Here is a 21605-nt window from a genome sequence, read left to right as displayed (position 1 = left end):
GAAGGCACCTTCCAGGGAAACGAACCAATGAGCACTGTCATCAAGGGTGGAACCATCGTCACGGCCGACCTGACCTACAAGGCCGATTTAAAGGTGGAAGGCGGCAAGATCGTCGAAATCGGACCGAATCTCTCCGGCGCCGAGACGCTCGACGCCACCGGCTGCTACGTGATGCCGGGCGGCATCGACCCACATACGCATCTCGAAATGCCTTTCATGGGCACCTATTCCTCCGACGATTTCGAAAGCGGGACCCGCGCGGCACTCGCCGGCGGCACCACGATGGTCGTCGATTTCGCGCTCCCCTCGCCCGGCCAGTCGCTGCTTGAGGCGCTCACCATGTGGGACAACAAGTCGACGCGCGCCAACTGCGATTATTCCTTCCACATGGCGATCACCTGGTGGGGCGAGCAGGTCTTCGACGAGATGGAGACGATCGTAAAGGAAAAGGGCATCAACACCTTCAAGCACTTCATGGCCTACAAGGGCGCGCTGATGGTGGACGACGACGAGATGTTTTCCTCCTTCCAGCGCTGTGCGGCGCTCGGCGCGCTGCCGCTGGTCCACGCCGAAAACGGCGACGTGGTGGCGCAACTGCAGGCGAAGCTGCTGGCGGAAGGCAATAGCGGCCCGGAGGCACATGCCTATTCGCGGCCGGCGGAGGTCGAGGGAGAGGCCACCAATCGCGCGATCATGATCGCCGACATGGCCGGCTGTCCCGTCTACATCGTTCATACTTCGTGCGAACAGGCGCATGAAGCGATCCGGCGCGCCCGCGCCAAGGGCATGCGTGTCTTCGGCGAGCCCTTGATCCAGCACCTGACGCTCGATGAGAGCGAATATTTCGACAAGGACTGGGACCACGCCGCCCGCCGGGTTATGTCGCCGCCTTTCCGCAACAAGCTTCACCAGGACAGCCTCTGGGCGGGGCTTGCCTCCGGTTCGCTCCAGGTGGTCGCGACCGACCATTGCGCCTTCACGACCGAGCAGAAGCGCTTCGGCGTCGGCGATTTCACCAGAATCCCGAACGGCACCGGCGGACTGGAAGACCGCATGCCGATGCTCTGGACCTATGGTGTTGCGACCGGCCGCATCACCATGAACGAATTCGTGGCGGTAACCTCCACCAATATCGCCAAGATCCTGAATATCTATCCCAGGAAGGGCGCGATCCTCGTCGGCGCCGATGCGGACCTCGTCGTCTGGGACCCCAAGCGCTCCAAGACGATTTCGGCGAAGACGCAGCAATCGGCGATCGATTACAACGTCTTCGAGGGCAAGACGGTCACCGGTCTTCCGCGTTTCACGCTGACGCGCGGCGTGGTTTCGATCGAGGACGGAACCGTGAAGACCCGGGAGGGCCACGGCGAATTCGTCCGGCGTGATCCCTTCCCGGCGGTCAGCACCGCGCTTTCCACCTGGAAGGAAGTGACGGCGCCACGGGCGGTGCAGCGCAGCGGCATTCCCGCAAGCGGCGTCTGAGAGATGCCGCAACCTTATCGCATGCGAGAAACGGCGATCGCGCTGATGACTTTTCCCGGAATTGATCTAGGCGGGCACGAGCCCGTCGAGCTCGGGCAGCAGCACGACGCTCTCGTTTCCTTTCGGATCCGTCCGGGCGATCACCGCCGTGCAAGGGGCGTGCGAGAGGTTCGCCGGCAGGTGCGGCACGCCGGCGGGAATGTAGAGCATATCTCCGGCCCTGGTGATCACGTGTTCTTCGAGCCGCTCGCCGAACCAGGTATGCGCTTCGCCGGAGAGCACGTAGATCGCCGTTTCGTGGGTCTCGTGAAGATGCGCCTTGGCGCGCGCACCGGGCGGCATGGTCACGAGATGCATGCAGATGCCGGTGGAGCCGACCGTTTCCGCGGCGATACCCTCGAAATAATCGAGCCCCTGCTTGCCGGCAAAGGCATCGCCCGGGCGAACCACGCGACAGCCAGGATTGGGTGATCGAGACATGACCGTCCTCCAGAATACGCTGAAAAACCAGCAGCAGGCGACCTCGCCGGCAAATCCGCCATTGCATGTTGCGGGTCCGGATAGCAGTCTGACACAGGCAGTCGATAATGAGAATCCGTCCATGACATCCAATCCCGCCTCCGTGGTCTCGGCCCGGAACCTCGGTTTGACGTTCGAGACCAGCGACGGTCCGGTCAATGCACTCACCGGCGTGAATCTCGACGTGGTCAAGGGCGACTTCGTCTCCTTCATCGGCCCATCCGGCTGCGGCAAGACGACGTTTCTGCGCGTCATCGCCGATCTCGAAAAGGCGACGGCCGGCACCATTTCCGTCAACGGCATGACGCCGGAGGAGGCCCGCCGGCAGCGCGCCTATGGCTATGTCTTCCAGGCGGCCGCCCTTTATCCCTGGCGCACGATCGAAAAGAACATCGCGCTGCCGCTGGAGATCATGGGCTACTCCAGCGAGGACCGGAAGGCGCGGATCGAGCGGACTCTGGAACTCGTCAACCTCTCGGGCTTCGGAAAGAAATATCCCTGGCAGCTTTCCGGCGGCATGCAGCAGCGCGCGTCGATTGCCCGGGCGCTGGCCTTCGATGCCGATCTCCTGCTGATGGACGAGCCCTTCGGGGCGCTCGACGAGATCGTCCGCGACCATTTGAACGAACAACTCCTCAAACTCTGGGCGCGCACCAACAAGACCATCTGTTTCGTCACCCACTCCATTCCGGAGGCGGTCTACCTCTCGACCAAGATCATCGTCATGAGCCCCCGCCCGGGCCGCGTCACGGACGTGATCGAATCGACGCTGCCGAGGGAACGGCCGCTCGGCATTCGGGAGACGCCGGAATTCCTCGAGATCGCGCATCGCGTGCGCGAGGGCTTGAGAGCGGGGCACAGCTATGACGAGTAGCCGCCGGACGGAGATGACCAAAGCCGAAGCGGCGATGTGGAACATGCTGCGCGACCTGCGTCCGACGACTGGCGGGAGAGCGTGACCATGCGCGAGGAGAGCTTCCTTAAGGACAAACTGCTTCCCGTCTCCACGGTCGTTTTCCTGTTGATCGCCGGCTGGTACGTCGCAGCGGTTTTCCTGAACGCACCTTTCGAAAGAGATACCGCCGCGCGTGCCGGCACCGAGATCGGCTTTTCCGAAATCCTCCGCAATACCATGGCCCAGGAACGCCCGGTGCTGCCCGCTCCGCATCAGGTGGTCGCCGAAATCTGGGATACGACTGCCAATAAGGCCATCACCTCGAAGCGCAGCCTCGTCTATCATGCCTGGATCACGCTTTCGGCCACTTTGCTCGGCTTCGGCATCGGCACGGTGCTCGGCGTGCTGCTGGCTGTCGGTATCGTCCACAACCGCGCAATGGACCGATCGCTCATGCCCTGGGTGATCGCCAGTCAGACGATCCCGATCCTGGCGATCGCGCCGATGATCATCGTCGTGCTCAACGCCATCGGGATTTCCGGCCTGCTTCCGAAGGCGCTGATTTCCACCTATCTTTCGTTCTTCCCGGTGGTCGTCGGCATGGTCAAGGGACTGCGCAGCCCCGAAACGATCCAGCTCGACCTGATGCACACCTATAACGCCTCGCCCGCCCAGACCTTCTGGAAGCTGCGCTGGCCTTCGTCCATGCCCTATCTCTTCACCTCGCTGAAGGTTGCCGTCGCGATCTCGCTCGTCGGCGCGATCGTCGGCGAGCTGCCGACCGGCGCAGTTGCCGGGCTCGGAGCACGCCTGCTCGCCGGGTCCTATTACGGACAGACCGTGCAGATCTGGGCGGCGCTGTTCATGGCTGCGGCACTCGCCGCGGTCCTCGTCATGATCGTCGGCCTGGCGCATACGGCCGTCCTGAAGCGCATGGGGGCAAAACCATGAGTATTGCCGCTCTCGCCGGCGCCATCCTCTTCTGGCTCGCTGCCTGGGCCTTCAACGAATGGCTGGTCCGGCAGCAGTTCGCAAGCGACGCCGCAAACAACGCGGCACGACTTGCCGTGCCTCTCCTCTTCGGCATCACCATACTCGTCCTCTGGGAAGGTATCGTCCGCGGCTTCGCCGTCCCATCGGTGCTGTTGCCGGCGCCGTCGATGATCTGGCAGCGGCTGATCAACTCGCTGCCGACACTCGCGGCCGATTTCCGGCAGACCTTCCTGAAGTCCGTGCTGACCGGCTACGCGCTCGGCTGCGGCCTCGGCTTCGTCGTCGCAATCCTCATCGACCGTTCGCCCTTCCTGCAGAAAGGGCTGCTGCCGCTCGGCAATTTCGTCTCCGCCCTCCCCGTCATCGGTGTCGCCCCGATCATGGTCATGTGGTTCGGCTTCGACTGGCAGTCGAAAGTGGCGGTCGTCGTCATCATGACCTTCTTCCCGATGCTGGTGAACACGGTTTCGGGCCTTGCAGCCGCCAGCCACATGGAGCGCGATCTGATGCGCACCTATGCCGCATCCTGGTGGCAGACACTCGTCAAGCTCCGCTTGCCGGCCGCCTGGCCTTTTATTTTCAACGCTCTCAAGATTAACTCCACGCTGGCGCTGATCGGTGCGATCGTGGCCGAATTCTTCGGAACGCCCATTGTCGGCATGGGTTTCCGGATCTCCACGGAAGTGGGCCGCATGAACGTCGACATGGTCTGGGCCGAAATCGCCGTGGCGGCGGTGGCTGGCTCCGTCTTCTACGGGGTGGTCGCGCTCATCGAGCGCGCGGTCACGTTCTGGCATCCGTCCATCCGCAGTGGGCGAGCCTAGAGCACTTCCAGGAAAAGTGTGTAACGGTTTTCCGTCCGGAAGTGCGTTGGACCAAAGGGTTGGAGCATTTCAGTGTTTCCATGAAACATTGAAATGCTCCAGGGCACTTCCGGGAAAATGCGTAATGGCCTTCCCGGCCGAAATGCGTAGTTTCAAAGTGTTAGAACGACAAGGCAACGATAAGAGGGAACTGAAATGAACAAGAAACTTGGAATTCTGCTGGCAGCGAGCGTCTTTTCGCTTGCCGCTTTCCACGCCAATGCCGCCGAAAAGGTCACGCTGCAGCTGAAGTGGGTGACCCAGGCGCAGTTCGCCGGCTACTACGTGGCGAAGGACAAGGGCTTTTACGAGGAAGAGGGCCTCGACGTCGAAATCAAGCCCGGCGGACCGGATATCGCTCCGGCGCAGGTGATCGCCGGCGGCGGCGCCGACGTCATCGTCGACTGGATGCCATCCGCCCTCGCCACGCGCGAAAAGGGCGTGCCGCTCGTCAATATCGCCCAGCCCTTCAAGACATCGGGCATGATGCTCACCTGTCTGAAGGAATCCGGGGTGAAGGGTCCCGAAGACTTCAAGGGCAAGACCCTCGGCGTTTGGTTCTTCGGCAACGAATATCCGTTCCTCTCCTGGATGTCGCATCTGAAGATCCCGACGGATGGCGGACCGGATGGCGTGACCGTGCTGAAGCAGGGGTTCAACGTCGATCCGCTGATTCAGAAGCAGGCCGCCTGCATCTCCACCATGACCTACAACGAATACTGGCAGGTCATCGATGCCGGCATCAAGCCGGAGGATCTGGTCACCTTCAAATACGAGGACCAGGGCGTCGCCACGCTCGAAGACGGCCTCTACGTGCTCGAGGACAAGCTCAAGGACGAGGCCTTCAAGGACAAGATGGTGAAGTTCGTCCGCGCCTCGATGAAGGGCTGGAAATATGCCGAGGAGAATCCGGACGAGGCGGCCGATATCGTGCTCGAGAACGACTCGACCGGCGCGCAGACGGAAAAGCACCAGAAGCGCATGATGGGCGAAGTCGCCAAGCTGACTGCAGGATCCAGCGGGGCGCTCGACGAGGCGGATTACAAGCGCACCGTCCAGTCGCTGCTGGCCGGCGGCTCCGACCCGGTCATTTCCAAGGAGCCGGAAGGCGCCTGGACCCACGAGATCACGGACGCGGCGCTGAAATAAGGCGCCGCATGACATTAGGAGCGCGTGGGTCTCGCCGCGCGCTCCTTATGCGGAGGCGTGCCGCTTGCCGCGAACTCGCACCCGTGGTCAAAGGTCGCAGCGTTACTCCTCGGAGAAGCGCACCGACCAGCGCCCGCCCGCGCCACAAAGGCTCGATTCCAATGGCTTGGCGTGGCGGGTCCGCTGTCGAACGGCGAAAATCGCTCACCACGCTGTGGTTGTTAAGACTACCTTCAGGTTGCACCCGTATTGCATCCGAAGACGCATGACAGTAGAAATAGTGAGGCACCATTGCTTCGCCGCTCTTGTAAGCATTTGCTCCGGCGACTACATAGGCCGGAACGTTTGACTGGAGGGCAAGCGAATGGAGGAATCTTTATTTCTTTAGGATTGCCCATCAGGGAATTTTCTTCCCATCCGGTGCCTGTGGCTTGAAACCGCTGCCCGGGCAGCGATTCAAAATGCTGCAGCGGTCCTTGCGCGTCCGAAAAGACGCGCGGCGCTGTAGGTGAAATAGCGTGATTGCGGCCGGATATTCGCCCCTGCGCGGGCGTGATCGGGCACGTGTGCTTCAGCTTCGGGAAAACAGGCCTATGGCTCAGAAACTCCTGCCTCTCATCGGCGCTTGTGCAGCGATGCTCCTGTCCGCGCTTGTGAGCGCTTCGGCCGAAGAGGCCGCCAAGCCGCCGCAAAAACAGGCGCCGCCCTCCATCGTAGTGACCGAAGCGACGAAGCGTGCGATCACCGACCGCGTCATCGCCACCGGTTCCATCGAGGCGGTGGAGGAGATCTATGTCTCTCCCCTGGTGGATGGCCTCGCCATACGGTCGCTCAATGTCGACGTCGGTGACCGGGTGGAAAAAGGCAGCACGCTGGCCACCCTCAACGAGGACGCCCTGCTTCTGCAAAGAAGTCAGCTCGAAGCCAACCTCGCAAAGACCGAGGCATCGCTCGCCCAGTTGCACGCCCAGCTTGCCGAAGTGACGGCCAATTCGGAAGAGGCGACGCGCGTCGCGAACCGTGCTGTGCAGCTGTCGGAAAACGGTACGGTCTCGACTGCCGAGGCCGACCGCTTGAAAGCGCTTGCCGCAGCGGGCCGCGCACGCGTCCGCTCGGCGGAGCAGTCGGTGAGCGTCGCAACGGCAGATATCAAGGTAGTGCAGGCCCAGATAGACGACGTCGACCTGCGTCTTGCACGGACCGCCGTGAAGGCGCCGGTCAGCGGCGTCGTCTCGCGAAAGAACGCCAAGGTCGGGGCGATTGCCAGCGGCAGCGGCGAGCCGCTGTTCGCGATCATTCGCGACGGCGAAATCGAGATGTGGGCCGATGTCGCCGAGTCCGATGTGATCAAGCTTGCCGTGGGGCAGACCGCAACAGTCAAGCTTGCCGGCAGCACCACCACCATCGAGGGGAAGATCCGCCTGATCGCCCCTACGGTCGACCCGCAGACGCGCCTCGGCACGGTGCGTATCAGCCTGACCGACGCATCCAAGGCGCGCGCGGGCATGTATGCCAGCGCGGTGATCGTGGCGGAGCAGAAGGAAACGGTGGTTTTGCCGCAAACGGCCGTTACATCGGAGGACGGCAAGTCCATCGTCCGCAAGGTAGAAGACGGCGTCGTGCGCCTGGTACCTGTCGAAACGGGCATCCAGGACGGACAATTCATCGAGATACTCTCCGGCATCGAACCGGGTGAACAGGCGGTGGCGAAGGCCGGTGCCTATGTGCGCGATGGCGACCGCATCAATCCGGTCGAATCCGCCGAGCCGGCAACCAACTGACGGGAACATGAGACCATGAATTTCTCCGCCTGGTCTATCCGCAATCCGGTCGCGCCCATCCTGGCGTTTTTCGTGCTCGTGGTGCTCGGGTGGCAGTCGTTCAATTCGCTGCCCATCACCCGCTTCCCGAACATCGACGTGCCGATCGTTTCGATCGCCGTCACGCAGAGCGGTGCGGCGCCCGCCGAACTGGAAACCCAGGTCACCAAGGAGATCGAGGACGCGGTCGCCGGCGTCTCCGGCGTCGACCATATCGAGTCGACGATCACCGACGGCATTTCGACGACCGCCGTCATCTTCCGCATGGAAGTCCCGACAACGCAGGCCGTGCAGGATGTCAAGGATGCCATCGATCGCATCCGCAGCGATCTTCCGACCTCGATCGAAGAGCCGATCGTTTCCAAGGTCGACGTGGAAGGCCAGGCGATCCAGACATTTTCCGTCTCGTCGCCGGGCATGACGCTGGAAGAGCTCTCCTGGTTCGTCGACGACACGATCAAGCGCGCCATCCAAGGCCAGACCGGCATCGGCCGTGTCGACCGCTACGGCGGCTCCGACCGCGAAGTCCGGGTCGAGCTCGATGAGGACCGCCTGAATTCCTTTGGCATCAGCGCCGCCGACGTCAACGCCCAGCTTCGCCGGATGAACATGGACCTCGGTTCCGGCCGCGGCCAGGTGGGCGGCAGCGAACAGGCGATCCGCACGTTGGGGGACACGCGCGACGTAACGGCGCTGGCGAGTACGATGATCTCGCTGCCGAACGGCCGCTTCGTCCGTCTGTCGGAACTCGGCAATGTTATCGACACCTATGAGGAGCCGAAGTCGTTCTCCCGCTTCAACGGGCAGCCCGGCGTCACCTTCGCCGTGTTCCGCGCCAAGGGGGCGAGCGAAGTGTCGGTCGCGGAAACCGTCGGCAAGACGCTCGATGAAATCCGGGCAAAGCACCCGGACGTTTCCATCGAGATGGTGGACGATTCGGTCTACTTCACCTACGGCAATTACGAGGCGGCGATTCATACGCTGATCGAGGGCGCGCTGCTCGCCGTCATCGTCGTGATGCTGTTCCTGCGCAATTGGCGCGCGACCTTGATTTCGGCGGTCGCACTGCCGCTCTCGGCGATCCCCACCTTCTGGGTGATGGAACTGCTCGGTTTCTCGCTGAACCTCGTCAGCTTCCTGGCGATGACGCTCGCGACGGGTATTCTCGTCGACGATGCGATCGTGGAGATCGAGAACATCGAGCGTCATATCCGGATGGGCAAGTCGCCTTACCGCGCAGCGATCGAGGCTGCGGACGAGATCGGCCTTGCGGTGATCGCCACCACCTTCACGATCATCGCCGTCTTCGTGCCCGTGTCCTTCATGCCGGGCATTCCGGGACAGTACTTCATCCAGTTCGGCCTGACGGTCGCCGTCTCGGTGTTCTTCTCGCTCCTGGTCGCCCGCCTGATCACGCCGGTCATGGCGGCCTATCTGATGAAGCCTTCGGATGCCGGCGGGCATCATGATGATGAAGGCTTCATGATGCGCCAGTACACGCGCCTCGTACGCTTCACCACGAAACGCTGGTACACGCGCTACTCCACGCTGCTCGTCGCCATCCTGCTCTCGGTCGGTTCGGTGGTCGCGCTGCTCGTCTTCGTCCCGGGCAGCTTCCTGCCGCCGGAAGACAGCTCGCGCGTAAGCCTGTCGATCGAACTGCCGCCGGACGCAATGCTCGCGGACACGGACCGGACCACCACCGAGATCTACAATCGCGTCAAGGATATCGACGGCGTGGAAAACGTCTTCGTGCTCGGCGGCGCCTCGCCCAAGGGGGACCTCGAGCTGCGACGCGCTGCCGTCACGGTGCTGCTCGAGAAGCTCGATCATTCGCTGATCAACAAGGTCGTCAACGACGTGATCGGCCGCACGCCGCTGATCGGCGAATACCTGCCGAAGCTGCCCCCGGCCGGGCGGATCAAGCCGCAATCCGAGATCGAGAGGGAAATCTTCGCCCGATTGCGATCGATTCCCGATGTCCGCGTTACCAAGCTCAACGATCGCGGCGAACGTGACCTGTCGTTCAACCTGCTTTCCAACAACGAGGAGGATCTCGACAAGGCGGTCGCCACCCTGGAAGCGGATCTGCGCCGAGACCCGCTGCTTGCCAACGTCAGCCCCGAGGGCGCGCTGCCCCGACCGGAACTGCAGATCCGGCCCCGCGACGACCAGATGTCGCGCCTTGGCATTACGACGGCGCAGATCTCCGAGGTGATCCGCATCGCCACGATCGGCGATATCGACGCGCAGTTGGCGAAGATCGCGCTCGATGGGCGCCTGATCCCGATCCGGGTGCAGCTCGACCGTGATTTTCGCACAGACCTGGCGGCGATCCGCAACCTGAAGGTCCAGACGGCATCCGGAGCGACCGTGCCGCTGTCGAGCGTCGCGGACATCAACTATGCGGAAGGGCCGAGTTCGATCAAGCGCTACGACCGCTACCGCGTCGTCAAGCTCGGCGCCGATCTGCCCGCCGGCGTGGCGCTCGACACGGCATCGGCCCGCTTCAGGGAAATCGCCGCCGACGCCGATCTGCCTGCGACGGTCCAGTTCCTCGAAAGCGGCGACGCCGAGGTGCAGGCCGAGATGCAGGAGAGCTTCGGCAACGCCATGCTGCTGGGTCTGATGATGGTTCTGGTCGTGCTCATCCTCCTGTTCAAGGATGTGATACAGCCTTTCACCATCCTGTTCTCGCTACCGCTCGCGATCGGCGGCGTGGCAGCCGCCTTGATCCTCACCCAGAACGCGCTGTCCATGCCGGTGCTGATCGGTATCCTGATGCTGATGGGCATCGTCACCAAGAACGCTATCCTGCTCGTCGACTTCGGTATCGAGATGATGCATCACGGCATGGACCGGACGCTTGCCATGATCGAGGCGGGACGGAAGCGGGCCCGTCCGATCGTCATGACATCGATCGCCATGTCCGCGGGCATGCTGCCCTCGGCGCTGGGCGTCGGCGAAGGCGGTTCCTTCCGTGCACCGATGGCGATCGCCGTCATCGGCGGCATTATCGTCTCGACGGTCCTGAGCCTCGTCGTGGTTCCGTCCTTCTTCCTGATCATGGACGACCTCTCGCGTCTCCTCGCCTGGGCTTTCGGCCGCTTCATCGGCAAGAAGGACGAGGAAGAACCGCCGCTCGACCAGGAGGCGCTGAGCAAGCTTGCCGCCGAACAGGGCAGCACGATCGAGAGCCTCGAAGAGCGCATCAAGGCGCTCGAAGACGAGAAGCGCCGCAAGTCCGACGGCAAGGTCATCAGCCATCCGGCGCTGGCCGCGGAATAGGACGAGAGCTGCGCCCGGGTGCTCTCCTCAGAGTCCCCCGTGCACCGTCAGGAAGTCGACGATCCGCTCCACCCCGTCGCCGCGTTTCATATCCGAGAACACGAACGGCTTTTCGGCTCGCATCCGTGCCGCATCGCGTTCCATGACCCCGAGGTCGGCACCGACGTAAGGGGCGAGATCCTTCTTGTTGATCACCAGCAGATCGGACCTGGTGATTCCCGGTCCGCCCTTGCGCGGAATTTCCTCGCCCTGGCAGACCGAGATCACATAGATCGTAAGATCAGCGAGATCGGGCGAGAAGGTCGCTGCCAGATTGTCCCCTCCCGACTCGATGAAGACGACATCGAGATCGGGAATGCGGCGGTTGAGATCGGCAATCGCCTGAAGATTGATCGACGCATCCTCGCGGATCGCCGTATGGGGGCATCCGCCCGTCTCGACCCCGACGATCCGCTCCGAAGGCAAGGCCTGCATACGCACCAGCGCTTCGGCATCTTCCTTGGTGTAGATGTCGTTGGTGACCACCGCGACGGAATATTTCTCCCGCATGGCCTTGCAGAGCTTGTCGGTTAGTGCCGTCTTTCCGGACCCGACCGGGCCGCCGATACCGATGCGCAGAGGACCGTTTTTCGATGGCATCTCTTCTATCCTTTCGAAGTCCGTCCGTCGTTCCGTTAAGTGCGGAACAATCGTGAATGCAAGATCTCGTGTCGCAGCGAGGCAATGTCGGCGATGATCGTCGCGGCGCCAAGATCATCGAGCGAGGCGCGCGCGGCGCGCGCTGCCGCCGCCCCTATCGTCTCCTCCATACACGCAAGCATGCCGACCCCGTCGCGCTGGCCGGTAACGCCGCAGCGGATAGCCACCGACACCGCGTTCGATATGGTGGCGTTGAGGAAGGCGGCGAGCGCCGCTTCGAGGCCGGTCGAGTGCGCTCCGGCGACCGCGCCGACCGCCACCGGATAGGCGGCTCTCCCGCCGGGAAATTTAAGCGCCGCGTGCGGCCAGTGGCCGGCGGCGGCCAGGAACGCCTCGCCGAGGAGCATGGTTTCCATGTGCCGCTCGCGCGATCCGGCAAGCGCCTCGGCCAGTTCCGATGCCGCAATCAACCGCGCGGCATCGTCAAATGCACGGTAACCTTCCGCCAGAAGCAGCGCGTCGTTCCACGTCGTGCCGTGATCCAGGAGCGTTTCGCACCAGAGCCGCAAATCGTCGGCACCGGTGACAAGCCCGTCATGAATCGCTTGCTCCAGACCGCCGGAATAGGAGAAGGAGCCGACCGGAAAGGCGGGCGAGAGCCAGGTGACGAGACGCAGGAGCGACTGCGTATCGGCATTCTCAGCCATGACGGTGGTGAGCGCCGTGACCGTGCTGGTGATAGGCGCCGTGCAGGGGATGGAAGGGTTCGATCACTTCGTCGACGGTGGCGCCCAGGCCCTCGAGCATGGCGCGAATGACCGGGTCGCGGGCTATCAGAATCCGCCCCGCTTCCATTGCCGCCGGCAGGTGCCGGTTGCCGAGATGCCAGGCAAGCTCTATCAGATGCAGCGCGTTTCGCGCGCGGATGTCGTAAAGCGCCTCCGCTGCCGCCTTCACCTCTATATGGCCGCCTCCCTCAAGCACCAGGAGATCGCCATCGGCGAGCATCACGGGCTCCTTGAGATCCAGCATCACCACATCGTCGTTTTCGAGGTGCAGGAGCTTGCGGCGCAGATGGCGCTGCTCATGCGTCAGGGTCAGGCGATGGAGCGGCGCCCTCTCGCCCGGACCGGGCGAACGAACTTCGGTCGAGCGATAGGGCACGTCAGACCACCTCGATCTTTTCCGGATGCACGATCTCGACGCGGGCGCTCGCCAGCAGGCTTGCCGCCGCGGTCTGAAAGGCCTTCAGATGCGGTTCGGCGAAATGGGCATCGATAGCGGCCCTGTCCTTCCATGTTTCCACGAACACCAGCGCATCGGGATCCGTGGGCTTGCGATAGAGCTCATAGCTGACGCAACCGGCCTCTTTCAGCGTCGCTTGGATCAGCGGCTTCGTCAGCGCCACGATCTCGTCGCCCTTGCCCGCATGCGCCGTCAGATATGCAATGATGTAAACCATGAATTTCTGCATTCCCCTTGCCGGTGAAAGAGGAAACGTGAACGGTTCTCGCCCCCACTTCCGCTTCCTCTTGGAAGTCTTCACTGTAGCAAGAAAAAACCCCGGCACCAGCAAGAAGGCGAAAATCGCGTGGATTTTCAGGAACCTGCTTGCGGCAGCCGGGGCTTTATCGATTCGGTAGAATCGGGATCAGGCGGCGAGCTTCTTGGATTTCAGCGCCGCGAGAATGTTCTGCGGCGAGGAGACACCGTAGGGGTCGCTGTCGCAATTGTCGGAGTAGCCTTCCTCTTCGAACCACTGCTCGACAACGCCGTTGTTGATGACGGCGGCATAGCGCCAGGAGCGCATTCCGAAGCCGAGATTGTCCTTGGCGACGAGCATGCCCATCTTGCGGGTGAACTCGCCCGAACCGTCCGGAATGAGCTTGACGTTCTCAAGGCCCTGCGACTTGCCCCAGGCGTTCATCACGAAGGCGTCGTTGACGGAGACGCAGTAGATCTCGTCGATCCCGAGACCCCGGAATTCGGAGCTAAGCTTTTCGAAGTCCGGCAACTGGTAGGTCGAGCAGGTCGGGGTGAAAGCACCCGGCAGCGAAAACAGCACGACGCGCTTGCCGGCGAAATAGTCGTCCGAGGTAACGTCCTGCCAGCGGAACGGATTGGAACCGCCGACGGACTCGTCGCGGACGCGGGTGCGGAAGGTTACAGCGGGAACTTTTCTGCCGAGCATCATCATCTCCTAAAAACTGGCTGCCGGCGGCGCAGTCTTGGGAGGACAGGCGCACCGGCGAAATCGAGGCCCTTCCTAACGAAATTTCCGCTGCAGTGCAGCATCAAAGCGACGGTTCGAGGCCTCCCGCATGGCAGCCATGCGGCCGATGCATGGCTGTTCGGCTCAGAACAAGAAATAGCGCTGCGCCATCGGCAGCACCGTCGCCGGCTCGCAGGTCAGGAGCTCGTCGTCGGCGCGGACCTCGTAGGTTTCGGGGTCGACCTCGATATGCGGCGTCAGGCTGTTGTGGATCATCGACGCCTTGCCGATGCCGCCGCGGGTGTTCTGGACGGCGACGAGCTCCTTGGCGACGCCGAGCCTGCCGGCAAGCCCGGCATCGAGCGACGCCTGCGAGACGAAGGTGACCGAGGAGTTGGTCCGGCTCTTTCCATAGGCGCCAAACATCGGCCGGTAGTGGACCGGCTGCGGCGTGGGGATGGAGGCGTTGGGGTCGCCCATGGGTGCTGCTGCGATCGTGCCGCCGAGGAGCACCATGTCGGGTTTCACGCCGAAGAAGGCCGGATTCCAGAGGACCAGATCGGCGCGCTTGCCGACCTCGAGCGAGCCGATCTCATGGCTGAGGCCGTGCGCGATCGCCGGGTTGATCGTGTATTTGGCGATATAGCGCTTGACGCGGAAATTGTCGTTGTCGCCGGTCTCCTCCTGGAGCCGTCCGCGCTGGCGCTTCATCTTGTCGGCGGTCTGCCAGGTGCGGATCGCCACCTCGCCGACACGCCCCATCGCCTGGCTGTCGGAGGAAATGATCGAGAAGGCGCCGATATCGTGGAGGATATCCTCCGCCGCGATCGTCTCCCTGCGGATGCGGCTTTCGGCGAAGGCGATGTCTTCCGGAATGCTGGGCGACAGGTGATGGCAGACCATCAGCATGTCGAGATGTTCCGCAAGCGTGTTCACCGTATAGGGCCGCGTCGGATTGGTGGAGGACGGGATGACGTTCGGCTGGCCGCAGATCCTGATGATATCGGGCGCATGCCCGCCGCCGGCGCCTTCCGTGTGATAGGCATGGATCGTCCGGCCCTTGATCGCCGCGATCGTATCCTCGACGAATCCGCTTTCGTTGAGGGTATCGGTATGGATCATAACCTGCACGTCGTATTCATCGGCCACGGAGAGGCAGCAGTCGATGGCGGCCGGCGTCGTGCCCCAATCCTCGTGCAGTTTCAGCGAAGTCGCGCCGCCAAGTACCATTTCAACGAGCGCTCCAGGCAGCGACGCGTTGCCCTTGCCCGCAAAGGCGAGATTCATCGGAAACGCATCGGCCGCTTCGATCATGCGGGCGATGTGCCAGGGTCCGGGCGTGCAGGTCGTGGCGAGCGTACCGTGCGCCGGTCCCGTCCCGCCGCCGAGCATGCATGTCAGGCCGCTCATCAGCGCCTCTTCGATCTGCTGCGGGCAGATGAAGTGTATATGGCTATCCATGCCCCCGGCCGTGACGATCTTGCCCTCGCCGGCGATAACCTCCGTGCCCGGACCGACGATAATGGTGACGCCCGGCTGCGTGTCCGGATTGCCGGCCTTGCCGATTGCCGCGATCCGCCCGTCCTTCAGCCCGATATCCGCCTTCACGATTCCCCAATGATCGAGGATCAGCGCATTGGTGATCACCGTGTCGACCGCGCCGCCTTCGCGCGTCACCTGGCTCTGGCCCATGCCGTCGCGGATGACCTTGCCGCCCCCGAACTTCACCTCCTCGCCATGCGTGGTGAAGTCCTTTTCGACCTCGATGAAGAGCTCGGTGTCGGCGAGGCGCACCTTGTCGCCCACGGTCGGACCGAACATGTTGGCATAGGCCGCGCGCGACATTCTGTAGGACATGGTTCAGGCTCCCTGGGGCAAATCTGAAGAGACAAATGGATGAAGCCTGCGAAGCCGCCCTTGCGCTGCGAGCGCATCGACATAGCGGCGCTCGGCGGCAAACGGGTGCCACTGCCAGCCGATATGGCCGAAGCCGGCAAGCACCACATCGTCGCCGGCTGCGGCAAAGCTCGACACGATGTCGGAAATGACCACCAAGCCGCTCGACGGCGCGACATAAGGCGACGGCGCGAAGCGGGCGAGATCGCGCTCCAGCCGGTCATGCGTCTCGGCCGCGATGACCCGGTGCTTGCGTGCCGTAGCCCGCGCGAAGCTCTCGAAGCCGGCCGTATAGTCGTCGCAGAAATCGTCGAGATCCGGATGTGTCTCGGCAAGTGCTGCCCGCATCGCGGCGAACCTGGCTCCGGCGCGGACGCTCCATAGCTCGCGTGCCTGCCGGACCGGCGCGCTCGTCTTCCAGCGCCCGCCGGCAAGCATTGACAGTGCCGGGCGGCCGGTGTTGCAGACGGCGATGATATCGGTCCTGCTGCCGCCCTTCCCGACCGAGCGGCAATCGTTGAAACGGATCACCAGATCGGCTGCATCGATCGTCGCGGCAGCGCCCTCGGGCACGTCACCATTGCCAACGATCATGATGACGCGGCCGCTTTGCAATGATCAATTCTCCGAAGATTCCATGAGTTTCTTGAGCTCGGCCGTGCGCTTGCGTGTCAGCTCTGCGAGGCAACCGGAGACCAGCATGGGCTCCATCGAGCCGCCCCTCGCCTCGAACCCGGCAAGTTCGCATTGGCCGTCGCGATAACCGATCCAGGCGCGCTGGGCTTTTTTCAGTGCCTCGAGCGCTCCGACGTACGCCGCGTCGATGCCGCCAAGCTCCTTGTCGGTCGCCTGCATGGCCGCGACCGCAAGGCGGTAGGTCTTGTTCAGCTCCGCATCCGCCGCCCGGTAGTCCTGATCGGCGCATATGTTGAGATCCATCTGGGTCACGGCCTTCCCGCAATCCGGCTCGGGCTGTTGCGCATAGGCGGAAGCCGTGCAGCACAACAACAGGCTCAAAGCAGGAGCGGCCGCTCTCATAGCTTCCCCATGACCTGCTGGCGGAAGCCGAAAACCTCGCGCTTTCCCGAAAGCGGGATGAGCGTCACCTGCCGTGTCTGTCCAGGCTCGAAGCGGACGGCCGTACCCGCAGGGATGTCGAGCCGCTTGCCGCGCGCGGCGTCACGGTCGAAGATCAGGCCCGGATTGGTCTCGGCGAAATGATAATGGCTGCCGACCTGCACCGGTCGGTCCCCGGAGTTGGCAACCTCGATGCTGACGGTTTCGAGGCCCGCATTCAACTCGATCTCACCGGCGGCGGCGATAATCTCACCTGGAATCATGCTCGTTCCCCTCAGACGGCTCGTTCGGGCGCACAGCCTTCGGGCTTCAGGACGCGCTCCGTCGATGCCGGATATTTCTTCAGCATTGCCACAGGCCGCACCGGGCGCCGGACCAGTTCGCCTCCGCAATTCGGGCAAGTCCCGCCAAGCTTCGTTTCCGCACAGCCGGCGCAAAAAGTACACTCGAAGGTGCAGATCATCGCATGGTCGCTATCGGGTGGCAGGTCTCGATTGCAGCATTCGCAGTTTGGACGCAGGCTGAGCATGGTGCCTCCTCGCTAGCGGATAGGCTCGTGGACGGTGACGAGCTTCGTCCCGTCGGGAAAAGTCGCCTCGACCTGGATGTCGTGGATCATCTCCGCAATGCCCTCCATCACCTGATCGCGGGTAAGAACATGGGCGCCTGCCTCCATCAGATCGGCGACGGAACGGCCGTCTCTCGCGCCTTCCACGACGAAGTCGGTGATGAGGGCGATAGCCTCGGGATGATTGAGCTTCACGCCCCGCTCGAGCCGCCGCCGCGCGACCATCGCCGCCATGGAAATCAACAGCTTGTCTTTTTCGCGCGGAGTGAGATTCATGCGTCGCCGTCCAGATCGATTGCAGGGATCAGAGAGTCCAGACTTTCGGCACAGACGCGTCTTTACGCAAGTGCGAAATGAGCGGGATCAGGATTTTTCTGAGCGCGAACCCATCGGCCGCAGCAAGGCGGGCGACGATCTTGTCCCGACCGCCGACTTGGTAATGGCTGACGCCGGACAGGGCATGTCCCGCGAGCGCCAGACGCATTCTGGAAAGCTGCGACTCGCAATCCGGCGCGGCATAGACGAGGGTCGCGAAGGCGGAAGCGCCGTCGAGGACCGCTCGCCGCGACGCAAGCGCCGCGACGTCTCCGGCCAAGGCGAGGTTCTCTGCGTGAATCAGCCTGCCGCCGCTTCGAATTCGCCAATTGTCGCGGAAGAGGCCGGCGCGCACCTCCTCGCCCATGGCCTTGCGGCCGATCAGAACTGCCTCCACCGCGAGAAAGGATGCGTCGGCGGCGAGGTCGACCTCCAGGCTCCGCGACAGGGCCGACCGATCGAACAGAATCGTCTCCTGCGGCAGCCAGTCGACGTGAGCGCCGGCGGCGACCGCTATGCGCGTCGCAATCTCGGCCGTGCCGGCGCTTGCCTTGTAGATCTTCTCGCAGGCCTGCGTCGTCAGCGTGAGTTTCGTGCCTTCTCCCGCCCTGAATTCCCAGGAAAGCCGGTCACCGCCCGTCACGCCGCCCGACGAATTGATGAGCACGGCCTCCATCGAGGCATCGAAGGTTCTGGGCAGACGGATCTTCGCACAGCCTTCCTGGTAGAGCTCGGCGATGCGCGTGCGTCCGCCTTCGGCCTTGGCGACGAGCCGCCCCTCTCCTCTCGCCCGCTGCGGTGCGATGATCGCTGCCGTTTCCATGGACGTTCGCCGAAGCTCCCCTTGGGACGGGTTTTCGCCCGAACCGCGTTGCAGAAGTCAAACCATTGTTTCACAGGAAGAGCCGAAGCCTCGCAAAAGCGAGGAGGCCGACACGTCTAAAACCCGCTCCACGGCCTGCGGCCAGCGGCGAGTGATAAGAATGCGCGGCTTGGCGGTCATCATATGTCTCCCGGAATCCTTCCGGATAGTGCATGAAATCGAGCCGATGGGTAGCCGGTCGGATACAAAAAGGGCACCCGAGGGTGCCCTTTTCAGCTGCTTTGCATTCCCGCTGGCTCAGGACCTTGCGAAGTCGAGCAGGTCCTTGTTGAGCTGGTCCTTGTGGGTATCCGTGATGCCGTGCGGCGCACCCGGATAGACCTTCAACTCGGCTTGAGGCACCAGCTTCTTGGAGGCACGGGCGGCAGCATCGATCGGCACGACCTGGTCGTCGTCGCCGTGTATGATGAGCGTCGGCACGTCGAATTTCTTCAAGTCTTCCGTGAAATCCGTCTGCGAAAAGGCGACGATGGAGTCATAGGCGTTCTTGTGACCGGCCGTCATGCCCTGCAGCCAGAAGCTGTCGATCATGCCCTGTGAAGGTTTCGCGCCGGGCCGGTTGAAGCCGAAGAACGGGCCCGAGGCGATGTCCCGGTAAAGCTGCGAGCGATCGGCGAGGCTGGCGGCCTGCAGGCCATCGAAGACCTCCTTCGGCAGACCGCCGGGGTTGTCGTCGGTCTTGACCATCAAGGGCGGCACTGCCGAGATCAGTCCTGCCTTGGCGACGCGGGCGGTCCCGTGGCGTCCGATATAGCGGGCGACTTCGCCGCCGCCGGTCGAGAAGCCGGCAAGGAAGATGTCCTTGAGGTCCAGCGTTTCGATCAGATCGGCGAGATCGTCGGCGTAATGGTCCATGTCGTTGCCGTCCCATGGCTGGCTCGAGCGGCCGTGGCCGCGGCGGTCATGGGTGACGACCCGAAAGCCGTTACTGGCGAGATAGAAGGCCTGTGCCTCCCAGCTGTCCGACGAAAGCGGCCAGCCGTGACTGAGGACGACCACCGGTCCGTCCTTCGGACCCCAGTCCTTGTAGTAGATCTCGACGCCATCACGCGTGTTGATCCTGCTGCCGGTTACTCTCGTGGCCGCCGCACCGGCTTGCGGCTCGGCGCCACCGGCGACGGCCGGGCTGGTGGCCGAGAGTGCGGCCGCGGCGGTAGCGGCGCCGATTGCGCCTGCCAGAATTTCTCTGCGGGAGACGTCGTTCGTGGTTGTCTTCGCCTGAGCCTTGGTCATTGGAAATGTTCCTTTCCCTGAAATCCGATCAAAATTCACACGATCCGATCATCGCCGCGGGAGTTATATAGGCAACAATTAAATCGTGCACGATATTTATCGCGGACTGCGGCAAACGTCAATACCTTGCGATTATATCGCGAACGATTTATTATAGTCGGAAAGACAATCGGGACCGAAGCGATGGCAAAGGCAAACCTCCCTCCTTCGGAGGAACTCATGAAGCTCGACAACTTCCTGTGCTTCGCGATCTACTCCGCAAATCACGCCTTCACGCGTGTCTACAAGCCGCTCCTCGACGAGCTCGACCTGACCTACCCGCAATACCTCGTGATGGTGGCTCTTTGGGAAAAGGACGACCAGACCGTCGGCAGTCTGGGCGAGAAGCTGTTCCTGGAGTCGAGCACGCTCACTCCCATGCTGAAGCGGCTGGAAGCCATGGGCTACATTTTGCGCACCCGCGACAAGGCCGATGAGCGGCAAGTGCGCGTGCGCCTGGCCGAGACGGGCCGCGCGCTCCGGGAAAAAGCAAGCCGCGTCCCGATCGGCATTGCCGATGCGACGGGGATGGAGCCGGCAGAGGTCGCCCGGCTGAAACAAGAGATCGCGGCTCTCCGGGCATCGCTGCTGCGATAAAGTGCATCATTGAACAGGAAGCGTCGGCGCTCGAACACCAGCGCTAAGCCGATAACACCAAGACCGAATAGTCACCGCTCGGCGAAGGAGGCGGCGATGGCGCTGATGGATCGGAACAGGACGAAGGGATCTTCCTTCGAGGGCGTGAAACCACGCCTCTGCCAGAACAGCGAAGCCTCGACGTCAATCGCATTAACCATCACAGCGCGGCCGCCGATAAGGCTGGCCGCCCGGACGCAGCGTTGTAGCGCGTGCTTCGCCAGACCCGTCCCGATACCCAAGCCTGCCCACTGAGTGTCGGTGGCGAGTTGGCCGAGAAGGAGGCAGGGAACGGGATCAGGTGGCTGGCCAGTGCGGATCGAACGCGGAAGGACCGACGGCACGACCGCCGTGGGCGCCAGACCGTAGTAGCCGACGGCACGGCCTTCCTCATGCACCACGAGAACGGCGGTGAACCCCTTCTCCTGATTGGTCAGGGCGCGCGTTTTCAGCCAGTGATCGAGCGACGGCTTGCCACACGAGAATTGCGAGACATCATGCGCTGCGGAGAGCGGCTCGGGAACGGATAGCACCGGGTATTACCGTCTCGGAACGTAGCCAGGCTCCCATGGAGCAGGCCGTTTGGCCAGCTCGACCATCTCGGGAACAGGTTCGGCCGGAGCGGACAGGGCCTCCATGAAGGCGGCAAAACTGTCGGGGCTCATCCGGATCGGGCTTTGCTCCATGACCACTTCCTCGGCCGCGCGCACCGCCGCATCGCGCACGAATTCGGTGCGCGAGCGTCCCCGCAGGCTGGCAGCGCGATCAATCATCGCCACGTCTGCTTCGGGCAGGCGCATCGAGATGGGATATTCCTTGCGTTCCGCTGTGCTGGCCATCATTCGTCTCCTTCGGGGGAATATAGGGGTTTGTATCGCATACTGCAATACGAGATGGTCAATTCAATGGCCGAAGTTGTCGGCGAGAGGCGGGACGGAGCGGGATATGGCGATGCCAAGGCGGGAATCCCATAGGTCATCGCGCTATACCACAGTGCGCGATAGCGCGGTGGCCGCCCCCCCCGCGGCAATCCGGACCCGCGCTGGCTGCGCGTGGTCGATTTCCTGGCACGGCAGTTGGCAAGGGAATGCTATGCTC

At 63.0% G+C, this 21605-nt stretch carries 25 protein-coding genes; 8 read left to right on the top strand and 17 right to left on the bottom strand.

Going from position 1 to position 21605, the window contains the following annotated elements; genetic code table 11:
- The first annotated feature begins 27 nt into the window (after positions 1-27).
- A complete protein-coding gene (gene hydA, locus N0Q91_RS05180) occupies positions 28-1482 on the top strand; it encodes a dihydropyrimidinase (RefSeq protein ID WP_018095739.1) in 1455 nt (484 codons plus the stop codon).
- A 66-nt stretch (positions 1483-1548) separates the two neighbouring features.
- On the opposite strand, the gene N0Q91_RS05175 is transcribed toward hydA, so the two are convergent.
- Positions 1549-1962, bottom strand: a complete 414-nt coding sequence (locus N0Q91_RS05175) for a cupin domain-containing protein (protein ID WP_100671894.1) — start codon at positions 1960-1962, stop codon at positions 1549-1551.
- A gap of 121 nt (positions 1963-2083) precedes the next feature.
- Between N0Q91_RS05175 and N0Q91_RS05170 the strand changes: the two genes are divergently transcribed.
- The 6 genes from N0Q91_RS05170 to N0Q91_RS05145 all read left to right on the top strand — a co-directional run bounded on the left by N0Q91_RS05170 (position 2084) and on the right by N0Q91_RS05145 (position 11009).
- Positions 2084-2875, top strand: a complete 792-nt coding sequence (locus N0Q91_RS05170) for an ABC transporter ATP-binding protein (protein WP_026168675.1) — start codon at positions 2084-2086, stop codon at positions 2873-2875.
- A gap of 87 nt (positions 2876-2962) precedes the next feature.
- Positions 2963-3847, top strand: coding sequence for an ABC transporter permease (locus tag N0Q91_RS05165; RefSeq protein ID WP_127710203.1), 885 nt, complete (start codon positions 2963-2965; stop codon positions 3845-3847).
- Positions 3844-4713 (top strand): ABC transporter permease, encoded by an 870-nt coding sequence (locus tag N0Q91_RS05160; protein ID WP_018095743.1) that lies wholly within the window; start codon positions 3844-3846, stop codon positions 4711-4713. The genes N0Q91_RS05165 and N0Q91_RS05160 overlap by 4 nt, the downstream gene beginning before the upstream one ends.
- A gap of 195 nt (positions 4714-4908) precedes the next feature.
- Complete coding sequence (locus tag N0Q91_RS05155; protein WP_100671896.1) at positions 4909-5901, top strand: ABC transporter substrate-binding protein; 993 nt, start codon at positions 4909-4911, stop codon at positions 5899-5901.
- A 593-nt stretch (positions 5902-6494) separates the two neighbouring features.
- Entirely contained in the window at positions 6495-7682 is a 1188-nt protein-coding gene (locus N0Q91_RS05150; RefSeq protein ID WP_275597502.1) for an efflux RND transporter periplasmic adaptor subunit, read from the top strand.
- Between the two features lie 15 nt (positions 7683-7697).
- Positions 7698-11009 (top strand): efflux RND transporter permease subunit, encoded by a 3312-nt coding sequence (locus N0Q91_RS05145; protein ID WP_275597501.1) that lies wholly within the window; start codon positions 7698-7700, stop codon positions 11007-11009.
- Between the two features lie 27 nt (positions 11010-11036).
- On the opposite strand, the gene ureG is transcribed toward N0Q91_RS05145, so the two are convergent.
- The 14 genes from ureG to N0Q91_RS05075 all read right to left on the bottom strand — a co-directional run bounded on the left by ureG (position 11037) and on the right by N0Q91_RS05075 (position 19832).
- Positions 11037-11648, bottom strand: coding sequence for an urease accessory protein UreG (ureG, locus tag N0Q91_RS05140; protein WP_275597500.1), 612 nt, complete (start codon positions 11646-11648; stop codon positions 11037-11039).
- Between the two features lie 35 nt (positions 11649-11683).
- Complete coding sequence (locus tag N0Q91_RS05135; protein ID WP_275597499.1) at positions 11684-12355, bottom strand: urease accessory protein UreF; 672 nt, start codon at positions 12353-12355, stop codon at positions 11684-11686.
- On the bottom strand, positions 12348-12812 hold the full coding sequence (gene ureE, locus N0Q91_RS05130) for an urease accessory protein UreE (RefSeq protein WP_275597498.1): 465 nt from the start codon (positions 12810-12812) through the stop codon (positions 12348-12350). Before ureE ends, N0Q91_RS05135 begins: the two co-directional genes overlap by 8 nt.
- 1 nt (position 12813) lies before the next feature.
- Positions 12814-13110: a putative quinol monooxygenase gene (locus tag N0Q91_RS05125; RefSeq protein ID WP_080636521.1), complete on the bottom strand. Its 297-nt coding sequence runs from the start codon at positions 13108-13110 to the stop codon at positions 12814-12816.
- Positions 13111-13299: 189 nt separating this feature from the next.
- Entirely contained in the window at positions 13300-13839 is a 540-nt protein-coding gene (locus N0Q91_RS05120; RefSeq protein WP_275597497.1) for a peroxiredoxin, read from the bottom strand.
- Between the two features lie 165 nt (positions 13840-14004).
- Entirely contained in the window at positions 14005-15717 is a 1713-nt protein-coding gene (ureC, locus tag N0Q91_RS05115; protein WP_275597496.1) for an urease subunit alpha, read from the bottom strand.
- Between the two features lie 3 nt (positions 15718-15720).
- Entirely contained in the window at positions 15721-16371 is a 651-nt protein-coding gene (locus N0Q91_RS05110) for a Urease operon accessory protein (RefSeq protein ID WP_275597495.1), read from the bottom strand.
- A gap of 3 nt (positions 16372-16374) precedes the next feature.
- Positions 16375-16794 carry a lysozyme inhibitor LprI family protein gene (locus tag N0Q91_RS05105; protein ID WP_275597494.1) on the bottom strand — a complete coding sequence of 140 codons (420 nt, stop codon included), beginning with the start codon at positions 16792-16794 and terminating at the stop codon, positions 16375-16377.
- Positions 16791-17096 (bottom strand): urease subunit beta, encoded by a 306-nt coding sequence (locus tag N0Q91_RS05100; protein WP_003525615.1) that lies wholly within the window; start codon positions 17094-17096, stop codon positions 16791-16793. The genes N0Q91_RS05105 and N0Q91_RS05100 overlap by 4 nt, the downstream gene beginning before the upstream one ends.
- A gap of 11 nt (positions 17097-17107) precedes the next feature.
- The gene (locus tag N0Q91_RS05095; RefSeq protein WP_100671905.1) at positions 17108-17362 is read right to left on the bottom strand and encodes a DUF1272 domain-containing protein; all 255 of its coding nucleotides are present in this window, start codon (positions 17360-17362) and stop codon (positions 17108-17110) included.
- Between the two features lie 12 nt (positions 17363-17374).
- Positions 17375-17677 carry an urease subunit gamma gene (locus N0Q91_RS05090; protein WP_100671906.1) on the bottom strand — a complete coding sequence of 101 codons (303 nt, stop codon included), beginning with the start codon at positions 17675-17677 and terminating at the stop codon, positions 17375-17377.
- A gap of 28 nt (positions 17678-17705) precedes the next feature.
- Complete coding sequence (locus N0Q91_RS05085) at positions 17706-18539, bottom strand: urease accessory protein UreD (protein ID WP_275597493.1); 834 nt, start codon at positions 18537-18539, stop codon at positions 17706-17708.
- Positions 18540-18596: 57 nt separating this feature from the next.
- Positions 18597-18719 (bottom strand): hypothetical protein, encoded by a 123-nt coding sequence (locus tag N0Q91_RS05080; RefSeq protein WP_272939031.1) that lies wholly within the window; start codon positions 18717-18719, stop codon positions 18597-18599.
- 117 nt (positions 18720-18836) lie between these two features.
- Entirely contained in the window at positions 18837-19832 is a 996-nt protein-coding gene (locus N0Q91_RS05075; RefSeq protein WP_275597492.1) for an alpha/beta fold hydrolase, read from the bottom strand.
- Between the two features lie 183 nt (positions 19833-20015).
- On the opposite strand from N0Q91_RS05075, the gene N0Q91_RS05070 reads away from it, so the two are divergent.
- Positions 20016-20468, top strand: coding sequence for a MarR family winged helix-turn-helix transcriptional regulator (locus N0Q91_RS05070; RefSeq protein ID WP_275597491.1), 453 nt, complete (start codon positions 20016-20018; stop codon positions 20466-20468).
- A 71-nt stretch (positions 20469-20539) separates the two neighbouring features.
- Here N0Q91_RS05070 and N0Q91_RS05065 read toward each other — a convergent pair whose 3' ends face one another.
- Positions 20540-21040: a GNAT family N-acetyltransferase gene (locus N0Q91_RS05065; RefSeq protein ID WP_275597490.1), complete on the bottom strand. Its 501-nt coding sequence runs from the start codon at positions 21038-21040 to the stop codon at positions 20540-20542.
- A 6-nt stretch (positions 21041-21046) separates the two neighbouring features.
- On the bottom strand, positions 21047-21346 hold the full coding sequence (locus tag N0Q91_RS05060) for a type II toxin-antitoxin system TacA family antitoxin (protein ID WP_018095760.1): 300 nt from the start codon (positions 21344-21346) through the stop codon (positions 21047-21049).
- Positions 21347-21605: the final 259 nt, after the last annotated feature.

Origin of the sequence: Sinorhizobium prairiense (genome assembly GCF_029201645.2) — a bacterium.
Taxonomy (GTDB): Bacteria; Pseudomonadota; Alphaproteobacteria; order Rhizobiales; family Rhizobiaceae; genus Sinorhizobium; species Sinorhizobium meliloti_A.
This window is presented reverse-complemented; position numbering and strand designations above follow the sequence as displayed.

Excerpts from the sequence above, each read along its gene's own strand:
- N0Q91_RS05160 (WP_018095743.1), top strand. The coding sequence starts at position 3,844 with ATGAGTATTGCCGCTCTCGCCGGCGCCATCCTCTTCTGGCTCGCTGCC.
- N0Q91_RS05090 (WP_100671906.1), bottom strand. The coding sequence starts at position 17,677 with ATGAATCTCACTCCGCGCGAAAAAGACAAGCTGTTGATTTCCATGGCG.
- N0Q91_RS05125 (WP_080636521.1), bottom strand. The coding sequence starts at position 13,110 with ATGGTTTACATCATTGCATATCTGACGGCGCATGCGGGCAAGGGCGAC.
- N0Q91_RS05085 (WP_275597493.1), bottom strand. The coding sequence starts at position 18,539 with ATGGAAACGGCAGCGATCATCGCACCGCAGCGGGCGAGAGGAGAGGGG.
- N0Q91_RS05080 (WP_272939031.1), bottom strand. The coding sequence starts at position 18,719 with ATGACCGCCAAGCCGCGCATTCTTATCACTCGCCGCTGGCCGCAGGCC.
- N0Q91_RS05120 (WP_275597497.1), bottom strand. The coding sequence starts at position 13,839 with ATGCTCGGCAGAAAAGTTCCCGCTGTAACCTTCCGCACCCGCGTCCGC.
- N0Q91_RS05105 (WP_275597494.1), bottom strand. The coding sequence starts at position 16,794 with ATGAGAGCGGCCGCTCCTGCTTTGAGCCTGTTGTTGTGCTGCACGGCT.
- ureC (WP_275597496.1), bottom strand. The coding sequence starts at position 15,717 with ATGTCCTACAGAATGTCGCGCGCGGCCTATGCCAACATGTTCGGTCCG.
- N0Q91_RS05100 (WP_003525615.1), bottom strand. The coding sequence starts at position 17,096 with ATGATTCCAGGTGAGATTATCGCCGCCGCCGGTGAGATCGAGTTGAAT.
- N0Q91_RS05095 (WP_100671905.1), bottom strand. The coding sequence starts at position 17,362 with ATGCTCAGCCTGCGTCCAAACTGCGAATGCTGCAATCGAGACCTGCCA.
- N0Q91_RS05135 (WP_275597499.1), bottom strand. The coding sequence starts at position 12,355 with ATGGCTGAGAATGCCGATACGCAGTCGCTCCTGCGTCTCGTCACCTGG.
- N0Q91_RS05070 (WP_275597491.1), top strand. The coding sequence starts at position 20,016 with ATGGCAAAGGCAAACCTCCCTCCTTCGGAGGAACTCATGAAGCTCGAC.
- N0Q91_RS05155 (WP_100671896.1), top strand. The coding sequence starts at position 4,909 with ATGAACAAGAAACTTGGAATTCTGCTGGCAGCGAGCGTCTTTTCGCTT.
- N0Q91_RS05170 (WP_026168675.1), top strand. The coding sequence starts at position 2,084 with ATGACATCCAATCCCGCCTCCGTGGTCTCGGCCCGGAACCTCGGTTTG.
- hydA (WP_018095739.1), top strand. The coding sequence starts at position 28 with ATGAGCACTGTCATCAAGGGTGGAACCATCGTCACGGCCGACCTGACC.
- N0Q91_RS05165 (WP_127710203.1), top strand. The coding sequence starts at position 2,963 with ATGCGCGAGGAGAGCTTCCTTAAGGACAAACTGCTTCCCGTCTCCACG.
- N0Q91_RS05150 (WP_275597502.1), top strand. The coding sequence starts at position 6,495 with ATGGCTCAGAAACTCCTGCCTCTCATCGGCGCTTGTGCAGCGATGCTC.
- N0Q91_RS05075 (WP_275597492.1), bottom strand. The coding sequence starts at position 19,832 with ATGACCAAGGCTCAGGCGAAGACAACCACGAACGACGTCTCCCGCAGA.
- N0Q91_RS05175 (WP_100671894.1), bottom strand. The coding sequence starts at position 1,962 with ATGTCTCGATCACCCAATCCTGGCTGTCGCGTGGTTCGCCCGGGCGAT.
- N0Q91_RS05145 (WP_275597501.1), top strand. The coding sequence starts at position 7,698 with ATGAATTTCTCCGCCTGGTCTATCCGCAATCCGGTCGCGCCCATCCTG.
- N0Q91_RS05060 (WP_018095760.1), bottom strand. The coding sequence starts at position 21,346 with ATGGCCAGCACAGCGGAACGCAAGGAATATCCCATCTCGATGCGCCTG.
- ureG (WP_275597500.1), bottom strand. The coding sequence starts at position 11,648 with ATGCCATCGAAAAACGGTCCTCTGCGCATCGGTATCGGCGGCCCGGTC.